The organism is Streptomyces nanhaiensis (assembly GCF_046614825.1).
In the GTDB taxonomy this organism is placed as follows: Bacteria; Actinomycetota; Actinomycetes; order Streptomycetales; family Streptomycetaceae; genus Streptomyces; species Streptomyces radiopugnans.
In genome coordinates, this window is the sequence record NZ_JBKJFM010000182.1 from 1 (window position 1) to 10875 (window position 10875).

At 73.3% G+C, this 10875-nt stretch carries 8 protein-coding genes; 5 read left to right on the top strand and 3 right to left on the bottom strand.

From position 1 onward, the window contains the following. Positions 1–1886, top strand: a 1886-nt coding sequence (locus ACLIYP_RS26760) for a family 43 glycosylhydrolase (RefSeq protein ID WP_412715669.1), incomplete at its 5' end; no start/stop codon positions are given. A 106-nt stretch (positions 1887–1992) separates the two neighbouring features. On the opposite strand, the gene ACLIYP_RS26765 is transcribed toward ACLIYP_RS26760, so the two are convergent. Then, positions 1993–3024, bottom strand: coding sequence for a LacI family DNA-binding transcriptional regulator (locus ACLIYP_RS26765; protein WP_412715670.1), 1032 nt, complete (start codon positions 3022–3024; stop codon positions 1993–1995). A gap of 375 nt (positions 3025–3399) precedes the next feature. Here ACLIYP_RS26765 and arfA point away from each other — a divergent pair, with 375 nt between their 5' ends. The 4 genes from arfA to ACLIYP_RS26785 all read left to right on the top strand — a co-directional run bounded on the left by arfA (position 3400) and on the right by ACLIYP_RS26785 (position 8262). Further along, positions 3400–4905 carry an arabinosylfuranosidase ArfA gene (gene arfA, locus ACLIYP_RS26770; protein WP_412715671.1) on the top strand — a complete coding sequence of 502 codons (1506 nt, stop codon included), beginning with the start codon at positions 3400–3402 and terminating at the stop codon, positions 4903–4905. 63 nt (positions 4906–4968) lie between these two features. Next, complete coding sequence (locus ACLIYP_RS26775; protein WP_412715672.1) at positions 4969–6324, top strand: ABC transporter substrate-binding protein; 1356 nt, start codon at positions 4969–4971, stop codon at positions 6322–6324. Between the two features lie 10 nt (positions 6325–6334). Beyond that, positions 6335–7303 (top strand): carbohydrate ABC transporter permease, encoded by a 969-nt coding sequence (locus ACLIYP_RS26780; protein ID WP_412715673.1) that lies wholly within the window; start codon positions 6335–6337, stop codon positions 7301–7303. Then, positions 7300–8262 (top strand): carbohydrate ABC transporter permease, encoded by a 963-nt coding sequence (locus ACLIYP_RS26785; protein ID WP_412715674.1) that lies wholly within the window; start codon positions 7300–7302, stop codon positions 8260–8262. The genes ACLIYP_RS26780 and ACLIYP_RS26785 overlap by 4 nt, the downstream gene beginning before the upstream one ends. Positions 8263–8293: 31 nt before the next feature. Here ACLIYP_RS26785 and ACLIYP_RS26790 read toward each other — a convergent pair whose 3' ends face one another. Beyond that, the gene (locus ACLIYP_RS26790; protein ID WP_412715676.1) at positions 8294–9034 is read right to left on the bottom strand and encodes a DUF5995 family protein; all 741 of its coding nucleotides are present in this window, start codon (positions 9032–9034) and stop codon (positions 8294–8296) included. Between the two features lie 117 nt (positions 9035–9151). Next, positions 9152–10588 (bottom strand): uracil-xanthine permease family protein, encoded by a 1437-nt coding sequence (locus tag ACLIYP_RS26795; protein ID WP_412715675.1) that lies wholly within the window; start codon positions 10586–10588, stop codon positions 9152–9154. Positions 10589–10875: the final 287 nt, after the last annotated feature.

Genomic DNA, 10875 nt, shown 5'->3' on the forward strand with positions numbered 1-10875 from the left:
AACGTTGGTGCATCGTTGTAAAAACCTGGTTCACCGTCATCCGCACCGAGGAGGAGCACATGGGGACCGTACGCAGACCGGGCCCGAGGGCCCGCCGTACGCTGGCCGCCCTGGCGATCGCCGCCCTGACGGCGGGCGGCACACAGGCGCCGGGCGCGGCGGCCGAGCCCGGGCAGGGCGCCGACCGGGACGGGCGGCGGGGGGCCGGGACGTACGTCAACCCCGTCTCCAAGGGCTTCGCCGACACCTTCGCCGACCCCGCCGTCGTCAGGGGCGAGGACGGCCACTGGTACGCCTTCGGCACCACCGACCCGCTGCGCTCCGGCGAGGGCGCGATGCACTCGATCCCCGTCGCCCGCTCCACCGACCTGGTCGACTGGACCTACGTCGGCGACGCGCTCGCCGGCGACGGCCCCGCCTTCGCGGACACCGGCGCCGCCTACTGGGCCCCCGACATCACCCGCCACGACGGCCGCTACTGGCTCTACTTCACCGTCACCGAGACCACCGTGACCGGCGAGCGCGGCGACAGCGCCATCGGGGTCGCCACCGCGCCGACCCCGGCCGGGCCGTGGACCGTCCACGACGAGCCGGTCGTCGCCCCCCGCCCCGCCGACGGCGGCAGCGGCTTCAAGTGGACCTTCGACCCGGCGCACGTGGTGGACACCGACGGCCGCCGCCACCTCTACTACGGCTCCTACCACGGCGGGATCTGGGTCACCGAGCTGTCGGCCGACGGCACCCGGGCGGTGGGGGAGCCGGCCATGGTGGCGACCGACAACCGCTTCGAGGGCGCGTACGCCGTCCGGCGCGGCGGCTGGTGGTACCTGTTCGCCTCCTCCGGCGACTGCTGCGCCGGACCGACCACCGGCTACTCCGTCTTCGCCGGGCGCTCCCGCTCGGTGCGCGGCCCGTTCACCGACCGCGAGGGAGTGCCCCTGACCGCCTCCCGCACCGGCGGCACCGTCGTGCTGACCCCCAACGGCAACCGCTGGGTGGGCACCGGCCACAACTCCGTGGTCACCGACCTGGCGGGACAGGACTGGATGGTCTACCACGCCATCGACCGCGAACGGCCGTACCTGGACGAGCCGTACGGCGTCAACCGCCGCCCGATGCTCATCGACCGGCTGGACTGGGAGGACGGCTGGCCCGTGGTGCGCGGCGGACTGGGCGCCTCCGAGCGGCGGCAGAAGGCACCGGTCACCGATCCCCGGCACGCCCGCGCGGCGGACCGCGAGCGGGACGGGGGCCACCGGGACCGCCGGGGCCACCGCCCCGGGCGGCTCGACCCGGCGCGCGGCGACGAGTTCGAGGGCGACCGGCTCGGGCCCGGCTGGAGCTGGGTGCGCCCGGCGGACGTACGGCTTGACGGGGGCCGCCTGGTGTGGCCGACGCAGGACGCGGACCTGCACAAGGAGAGCAACACCGCCTCGGTGCTGCTGCGCGAGGCGCCGCGCGGTGACTACACGGTCGAGACCAGGCTGACCATCGACCTCGGCGAGGACACCGTCCGCAACTACCAGCAGGCCGGACTGGTCGCCTACGCCGACGACGACCGCTACCTGCGGCTGTCGCACGTGGCGATCTGGAACACCCGCCAGACCGAGTTCGGCAAGGAGCGGCCGTACGCGGACCGCGTCGCCTACGGCTCGATGACCGTCGGGCCGCCCGCGCGGACCACCTGGCTGCGGCTGCGGCACACCACCGACGCGCGCACCGGCGAGCACCGCTTCCGCGCGTACACCAGCCGGGACGGGGCCCGGTGGATCGCGGGCGGCACCTGGACGATGCCCGCGGACGCGAAGGTGCGCATCGGGCTGGTCTCGCACGGCGGTTCGGGCGCGACGGCGCAGTTCCACCACTTCCGCGTCCACCGCGGCTGACGGGCGGCCGCCCCGCGGGAACGGGGCGACGATATGGCGGGCGCGGGGGCGTGGGGACGCGGCCCGCCCCCGCCCCTCCGCCCTCCGTCCCGGAAACCCCGCGGCGTCAGGGCCTGACGGTGCTCTCCCGGACGATCAGCCGGTAGTCCGCCTCCACCTCGCGCCGCCCGTCGTCCCCGGCAGGCCGGCCGCCGCGTCCGCTCCCGCTGATGCGGGCGTCCAGCAGTTCCACGGCCGTCCGCGCTATGCGGGCCTTGTCGGGGGAGACCGTCGTCAGGGTCGGGGTGCTGTAGCGGCCGTCCTCGATGTCGTCGAAGCCCGCCAGCGCCAGGTCGTCGGGGACCCGCAGACCGGAGGTCAGCGCGGTGCGCAGGGCGCCGAGCGCCAGGAGGTCGTTGAAGCAGAAGACCGCCTGCGGGGGTCGGTCCAGCTCCAGCAGCCGGCGCATCACCGCGGCGCCGTCGGCGCGGTGGTACGACGCCGTCGGCGGTGCCAGCCGCTCGTCGTAGGGGAGTCCGGCGGCCTCCAGCGCCTGCCGGTACCCGGCCAGCCGCAGGTGGGCGGTGTTGGCGCTGGGGTTCTCCTGGGCGCCGATGGCGCCGATGCGGGTGTGGCCCAGCGAGATCAGGTGCTCGGTCATCTCGCGGGCGGCACGCTGGTTGTCGATGGCCACGTGGTGCGTGGGGCCGTCCATGATGCGCTCGCCGAGCAGCACCATCGGGGTGCTGTCGGTCCGGGCCGCCAGCTCCTCGCGGCCGACGGTGATGGGGCTGAAGATGAGCCCGTCGATGAGCTGCTCCCGGATGCCCTGGAGCACCTCGCGCTCGCGGTCGGCCAGGCCGTCGGTCTGGTCGATCAGCACCGTCCAGCCGCGCTCGGCGGCGGCGTCGATGACGAACCGGGACAGCTCGGCGAAGTACGGGGCGTCCAGTTCGGGCAGGGCCAGGGCGATCACGCCGGTGCGGCCGCGGCGCAGGTTGCGCGCCGAGAGGTTGGGGCGGTAGTCCAGCTCCGCCAGCGCCTGCTCGACCTTCTCCCGCGTGTGCGGAGCCACGTAGGTGTAGCCGTTGACCACGTTGGAGACGGTTTTGACCGACACCCCGGCCCGCGCGGCCACGTCCTTGAGGCTGGCGCCCACCTCTGTTCACCTCCACCCGGCACCCAGCGGTGCCGCTCACGAAGCGGTACGGGCCACCCTGGCACATAACCGGAGCGCGGCGCGGACCGGCCCGGCACCGCGTGCCACACCCGGTGTCCCCGGGACCCCGCGGCCTGGTTCCCGCCCGGTTCGGAAGAACCGGTGCCGGGCTATTTACAACGCTGTTTCAACGATGTAATCGTATCAGCGCACGCCACCCGCCCGGTTCGCCCCTCCCGACGGCCGGGCGGGAACCGCTGCCGGCTGCCCGTCGCAGCGGTCCCGCACGCGGTGGGCGTGCCCCGCGGACGGGACCGGCCTCCCCCTCGTCCCGTCCGCGGCACGCCCAGCCCTCCCGAATCCCCTGGAGCGCCCATGCCCACCGCCCGTCTCACCGTCGACCCAGGCTTCCGCATCGGGGCCGTGGACCGGCGCCTGTTCGGCTCCTTCGTCGAGCACATGGGCCGGTCGGTCTACACCGGGGTCTTCGAGCCGGACCACCCGGCGGCCGACGAGGACGGCTTCCGCACGGACGTCCTGGACCTCGTCCGCGAACTCGGCGTCACGCTCGTGCGCTACCCCGGCGGCAACTTCGTCTCCAACTACCGCTGGGAGGACGGGGTCGGCCCGGCCGACCGGCGCCCCACCCGCCTGGACCTGGCCTGGCGCAGCGTGGAGAGCAACGCCTTCGGCCTCAACGAGTTCATGGCCTGGGCCGCCAAGGCCGGCATCGAGCCGATGATGGCCCTCAACCTCGGCACCCGCGGCACCTCCGAGGCCCTGGACCTGCTGGAGTACACCAACCACCCCGGCGGCACCGCCCTTTCCGACCTGCGCCGCTCCCACGGCGTGGCCGACCCGCACGGCGTGCGCCTGTGGTGCCTGGGCAACGAGCTGGACGGCCCATGGCAGATGGGCCACAAGACCGCCGCCGAGTACGGCCGGCTCGCCGCCGAGACCGCCCGCGCCATGAAGCGCTTCGACCCCGGCCTCGAACTGGTCGCCTGCGGCAGCTCCAACGCCTACGTCGACACCTTCGCCTCCTGGGAGGCGACCGTCCTGGAGCACACCTACCCGTTCGTCGACTACGTCTCCCTGCACGCGTACTACGACCCCACCGACCGCGACACCGACTCCTTCCTGGCCAGCGCCGCCGAGATGGACCGGATGATCGACGCCGTGGTGTCCACCGCCGACCACGTCGGCGCCAGGCTGCGCGACCGCAAGAAGATCAAGCTCTCCTTCGACGAGTGGAACGTGTGGTACCAGAGCCGCTTCGGCGGCGAGGACTCCCTGGACTGGCAGCCCGCGCCCCGCCTCATCGAGGACGTCTACGACGTCACCGACGCGGTCGTCGTCGGCAGCCTGCTGATCACCCTGCTGCGCCACGCCGACCGGGTCGGCGCCGCCTGCCAGGCCCAGCTCGCCAACGTCATCGCCCCGATCATGACCGAGCCCGGCGGGCCCGCCTGGCGGCAGACCGTCTTCCATCCCTTCGCGCAGACGGCGCGCCACGCGCGGGGCACCGTGCTGCGCGTGGAGCCGGACTCCCCGGTGATCGAGACCGAGCGCTACGGCGAGGTCCCGGCCCTGTGGGCCACGGCCACCCATGACGAGGAGAGCGGCGAGATCGTCCTGTTCGCGGTCAACCGCGACCGCACCTCCCCCCTCGCCCTCACCGCCGGCCTGAGGCCCTTCCCCGGCGCCCGGGTCGTCGAACACCTCGTGCTCGCCGACGACGACCCGGGCGCGGTCAACACCGCCGACCGCCCCGACCGCGTCCGGCCCCGCCCGGTGGACGGCACCAAGAACGACGACGGCACCCTCACCGCGCAACTGCCGCCGGTCTCCTGGAGCATGATCCGCCTCGCCACCCGCTGACCCTCCCGCCCCACCGCCTCCCCGCCCCTCCGGCAACGGTCCACCGCCCCCCAGGAGCAGACAATGAGCAGTGCATCCCCGTACGGTACGAACATGCGGCGCAGGTCCTTCCTCGGTGCCGCGGGCGCCCTGGCCGGCACCGGCCTGCTCACCGCCTGCGGCGGGGGCACCAAGCTGGGCGCCGACGACAGCGGCCCCGACGAAGCGCCCGAGTTCGACGGCGGCGAGTACGACGGTCCCAAGGTCACCCTCCAGTACTGGAACGGCTTCACCGGCGGCGACGGCCCCCACATGCGCGCCATGCTCAAGGCGTTCAACAAGGAGTACGCCGGGAGGATCGAGGTGCGCAACACCACCAGGCAGTGGCAGGACCTCTATCCGGCCATGCCCACCGCCATCACCGCGGGCAAGGGCCCCGACGTGGCCGTCATCCACAACGACTGGGTCGCCACCTTCGCCGCGCGCCGCACCCTCGTCCCGCTGGACGACGTGGTCTCCGCACTGGAACTGACCGAGTCCGACTTCGTCCCGGCGGTCTGGCAGGCCGGGATCTACCAGGGCAAGCGCTACAGCATCCCCCTGGACGTGCACTGCCTGGCCGACTACGCCAACGCCGGGCACCTGTCCCGCGCCGGGCTCGACGCGCCGCCCACCGACCGCTCCGGCTACGAGGACGCGCTCGCCGAACTGCGCGACGCCGGGATCAAGAACCCCTTCTGGATGCCCAACAAGTGGCCCGCCCACCTGATGTTCATGTCCCTGCTGTGGCAGTTCGGCGGCGAACTGTACGACGCCGAGGGCACCGCCGCCCTGTGGGGCTCGGACGCCGGGGTCGAGGCCCTGTCCTGGATGCGCGAGCAGATCACCAAGGGCCACAGCCCCGCCCAGGTCGCCCAGGACGCCCAGTACAACGCCTTCAAGAACAACAAGGTCAGCTTCACCTGGGACGGCATCTGGCAGATCAACGACCTCAAGGCCAACGCCAGGGACCTGCGCTGGGAGATGGCCCCGATCCCCACCATCGGCGACACCCCCGCCGCCTGGAGCGCCTCACACAACTTCGTGCTCACCTCGCAGGCCGCCAAGGACCCGAACAAGGTCAAGGCCGCCAAGTTCTTCATCGACCACATGAGCAAGCGCTCCACCGAGTGGGCCAAGGCCGGGATGATCCCCGCCCGCAACTCCGCCCGCAAGGACCCCGAGGTCGCCGGGCTGCCGCAGATCGCGCTGGCCAAGGACGTGGAGGTCTTCCACTTCCTGCCCGCCCTCCCCGGCATCGGCGACGTCCAGTCCAAGGCGCTCGAACTGGCCGTGCAGAAGGCCGTCCTGGGCCAGCTCCCGCCGGCCAGGGCCCTGGCCGAGGGCGTGCGGACGGCCGACAAGCTCCTTGCGGAGAACAAGCAGAAGTACGCGAAGTGAGGCATCCGACGTGGCACTGCGGCTGACCGCACGGCCGACCACCGCGGGAGCGCGGCCCCGGCGGGGCGCGGCCCCCGCCCGGGTCGCCACCCGCCCCTACCGCTGGTGGACGCCGTACGTCTTCATGGGCCCGTACCTGGCCCTGTTCGCCGTCTTCGTCCTCGCCCCGATCGGCTACGGCCTGTGGATCAGCCTCCACGCGTGGGACATCAACGTCCCGGCCAAGCCCTTCGTCGGCCTGGGCAACTACCGCGAACTGTTCGACTCCGGGAGCGTGGAGGGGCCCCGCTTCTGGACCGCGATGCGCGCGACGGGGGTCTTCACCGCCCTGTCCCTGCCGTTCCTGCTGGTCGTGCCGCTGTTCGTGGCGATGCTGATGAACGGCAGGTTCCGCGGCCGCAACCTGTACCGCGCGGTCTACTTCGCCCCCTACGTGCTCGGCGTCGCCGTGGTCGGCCTGCTGTGGCGCTTCCTGCTCGACGGCAACATCGGAATGGTCAACCACTACCTCGGCGTGCTCGGACTGCCCGACGACATCCAGTGGACGACCGACACACCCGCCGCCTGGTGGGGCCTGGTGGCCGTCACGGTCTGGTGGACGCTCGGCTTCAACGCCGTCATCTACCTGGCCGGACTCCAGGACATCCCCGCCGAGCTGTACGAGGCGGCCCGCGTCGACGGCGCCGGCGCCTGGCACCGGTTCGTCCACGTCACCCTGCCCGGACTGCGCCCGGTGCTGCTGTTCGTGGTCAACGCCACGCTCCTGGCCTCCGCCAACATGTTCGGCCAGTCCTATCTGATCACCACCGGCGCCCCGGCGGACGAGACCAAGACGGCGATCTTCCTGATCGCCGAGACCGGTCTGCGCCGGTTCGAGATGGGCACCGCCTCGGCGATGAGCTTCGTGCTCGCCCTGGCGCTGATGGCCGCCAGCGCGGTGCTCTTCCGCATCTTCCGCGAACGCCAGGAGGACCGATGACCGCCGTCCGCTCCGGCTCCACCCCGGCGTCCGGGCCCCGGACGCACGAGGAACGATCCGCTCCCCGGACGCCGCAACCGCCACGGAGGGCGGGGGAGCGGACCGGCGCCCGCCGGGCGGCCGGCCCGCCGGCCGCCCGGCGGCTGCGCCGCTCCCTGCTCCACCTGGTCCTGGGCGTCGTCGCCGCGCTGTACCTCAGCCCGCTGCTGTACATGCTGACCACCTCGCTCAAGACCCGCGGCGAGGCCGGGGCCACCGAACCGCGCTGGATACCCGATCCGTTCACCCTCGACGCGTACCGACACGTACTGGGCTCCACCGACAGCCCGGTCATGCAGTGGTTCCTCAACAGCCTGCTGGCCGCGACCGCCCACGCCGCGCTGGTGCTGGCCACCGCCACCCCGGCCGCGTACGCGCTGGCCCGCATGGACTTCCGCGGCCGCGGCGTGATCTTCGCGGGGGTCGTGGCCACCCTCTTCGTGCCCCCGGTGATCCTGCTGGTCCCCAACTTCCTGATCGTCAACGAGCTGGCCTGGGTGGACACCCTCCCCGCGATCGTCGTCCCGGCGGCGGCCGGCGCGTTCGGCGTCTTCTTCCTGCGGCAGTTCTTCCTCACCCTCCCCGGGGAACTGGAGGAGGCCGCGGAGATCGACGGCTGCAACCGGTGGCAGATCTTCGTCCGGGTGGTGCTCCCGCTCGCCCGCCCGGCCCTGGTCACACTCGCCCTGCTGTCGTTCCTGACCAACTGGAACGACTTCCTGTGGCCGCTGTACGTGCTGCTCAGCCCCGAGTCGCTGACCCTGCCCGCCGGGCTGGCCAACTTCCAGGGCGCCAACAACATCCGCTACGACCTGCTGATGGCCGGGGCCGTCATCGCCAGCGTCCCCGTACTGCTGCTGTACGTGGTGGCGCAGCGCTGGGTGATCGAGGGGGTGTCCCGCTCGGGGCTGAAGGGATGAGAGGGGCCGGGCGGGTCCGGGCCCGGGGCGCTCACACCGTCCGTGCGACCGGGCGGCGCTCCAGCGGGGTGAGCAGGAAGCGGCCCACCAGGCCCACCCCGGTGTCCAGCCGGTGGGTGAACTCCTCGGCCAGTTCCGGCAGTCGCCGCATGCTCCACAGCAGCCGCGCCGCCGACCAGGCCGCGTCCCGGGCCCGCTCCATGTTCCAGCCGGCGATCAGATGGGTGAGCGGGTCGGCGACGTCCAGCGGATCGGGGCCGGGCACCAGGTCCTCGCGGATCCGCTCCTCCAACTCCACCAGGACGTCCCCGATCCGGTCGAACGCGCCCTGGAGCGCGGAGGGTTCGCACCCGTGCGCCCGGGCGGTGTCCACCACGGCCAGCGCCAGGTCGTACCCGATGTGCGCGTTGACCCCCGCCAGCGCGAACTGCGCGGGGTGCACGCCCGTGTGGTGGCGCGCCCGGAACAGCGGGCGCCAGCAGGCGGGGACGGGCTCCCCGGCGGCGGCCAGGTCCACGGCGGCCGGATAGCGGCCGGCGAAGACCGCAGCCAGGGCCGCCGCGGAGCGGGGGCGGGGCAGGAGGCCGTCCAGCAGGCTCCGGCGCACCGACAGCGTCACGGCCAGGTAGACCCGGTTGAAGGCCGCCACCCCGTCGTGCGGCGGCAGTTCCTCCTGGAGCGCGCGCATCCGCGCGATCACCCCGTCCACCCCGCCCGCCTCGTCCGTCCCGTGCGCGGCGGCGGGCCCGGCGGCGGGCCCGGACTGCGTCATCGTCATGCGCTCAGAGTGACAGACGGGGGCGGGGCGCAGGAGGGTCCGCGGGAAGTCCGCCCGGATCGGGCGACCTCCGAACGAGGGGCGAACCCCTGTCCGCGGCGGGGCGGCCCCCTACCGCTTGCCGGGCCCGGTGCCGCCCGCGCCCTCCGTGCCGCCCGCGTCGTCCGTACCGCCGGCCGCGGCGTCGTAGGAGGAGGTGCCCTCGTCCAGCAGCGGTTCCTGCTCGCGCATGTGCGCCGGGGCCAGCGCCCGCAGCACGTGGTAGCCGGTGAGGACGACGATGGTGCCCAGCGCGATGCCGTTCAGCTCGAAGCCGTCGGTGATCTGCAGGCTGACGCCGCCGACGCCGATGATGACGCCCGCCGACACCGGCACCAGGTTCAGCGGGTTGCGCAGGTCCACCCGGCCCGCGAGCCAGATCTGCGCCCCGAGCAGGCCGATCATGCCGTAGAGGATCACGGTGATCCCGCCGAGCACGCCGCCGGGGATCGCGGCGATCACCGCGCCGAACTTCGGGCACAGCCCGAACAGCACGGCGAAGCAGGCGGCGGCCCAGTAGGCGGCGGTGGAGTAGACGCGGGTCGCGGCCATCACGCCGATGTTCTCGGAGTACGTGGTGGTGGCCGGGCCGCCGACGGCCGTGGACAGCACCGTGGCCACGCCGTCGGCGCCGATCGCGGTGCCCAGCTTGTCGTCGAGCGGATCGCCGGTCATCTCGCCCACGGCCTTGACGTGGCCCGCGTTCTCCGCGATCAGCGCGATCACCACGGGCAGCGCCACCAGGATCGCCGACCACTGGAACTCGGGGGCGTGCAGGGAGGGCAGCCCGATCCAGTCGGCCTCGGAGACGGCGGAGAGGTCCAGCCGCCAGTGGTCGACCGCCTCCCCGCCGCCCGCCGGGGAGTGGATCTTCCCGAAGACGCGGTCCAGGGCCCAGGAGACGGCGTAGCCGAAGACCAGTCCGAGGAAGATCGCCACACGGGACCAGAAACCGCGCAGCGCCACCACCGCGAGCCCGGTGAAGAGCATGGTCAGCAGCGCCGTCCACTGGTCCTGCGGCCAGTACGTAGAGGCCGTCACCGGCGCCAGGTTGAAGCCGATCAGCATCACGACCGCGCCGGTGACCACGGGCGGCATCACGGCGTGGATGACCCGCGCGCCGAACCTCTGCACCACCAGGCCGGCCAGCAGCAGCACCACGCCGACCACCAGCAGCGCCCCGGTGATCGTCCCGCTGTCGCCGCCCGACGCCCGGATCGCCGCGGCGACGCCCACGAAGGAGAGGCTGGAACCCAGGTAGCTCGGCACCCGGCCGCGCGTCATGAGCAGGAACACCATGGTGGCGACACCCGACATCATGATGGCCAGGTTGGGGTCCAGGCCCATGAGGACGGGCGCGACGAAGGTGGCGCCGAACATCGCCACCACGTGCTGTGCCCCCAGCCCGGCCGTCCGCGGCCACGACAGCCGCTCGTCGGGCCGTACGACGGCTCCGGGCGCCGGCGTGCGGCCGTCGCCGTGCAGGGTCCAGCGCAGACCGAGGCCCATGGGTGCTCCGTTTCGTGCTCGCGCGGTGGTGCTTCGCGGCGCGCTTCGACGCGCGCCGGGGTGCGATCGGGTGTGTGACCGGAATCGGTCGGCCCACATGCTACGGGGCGCCTGCGGGGATGTCAGTCGGCGGAGTGGGAGGGAAAGGCAGGTCACACCCGCTGGTCAGGAGCCCGGGCGGCCGGGACGGTCACCGGAGGGGCGGCGGCGCCGGGCCGCCTGCCCGCCGCCCGTCCGTCGTTCGCCACCCGCCCCCGCCCCCGCCCCCGCCCCCGCCCTCGCCCGCG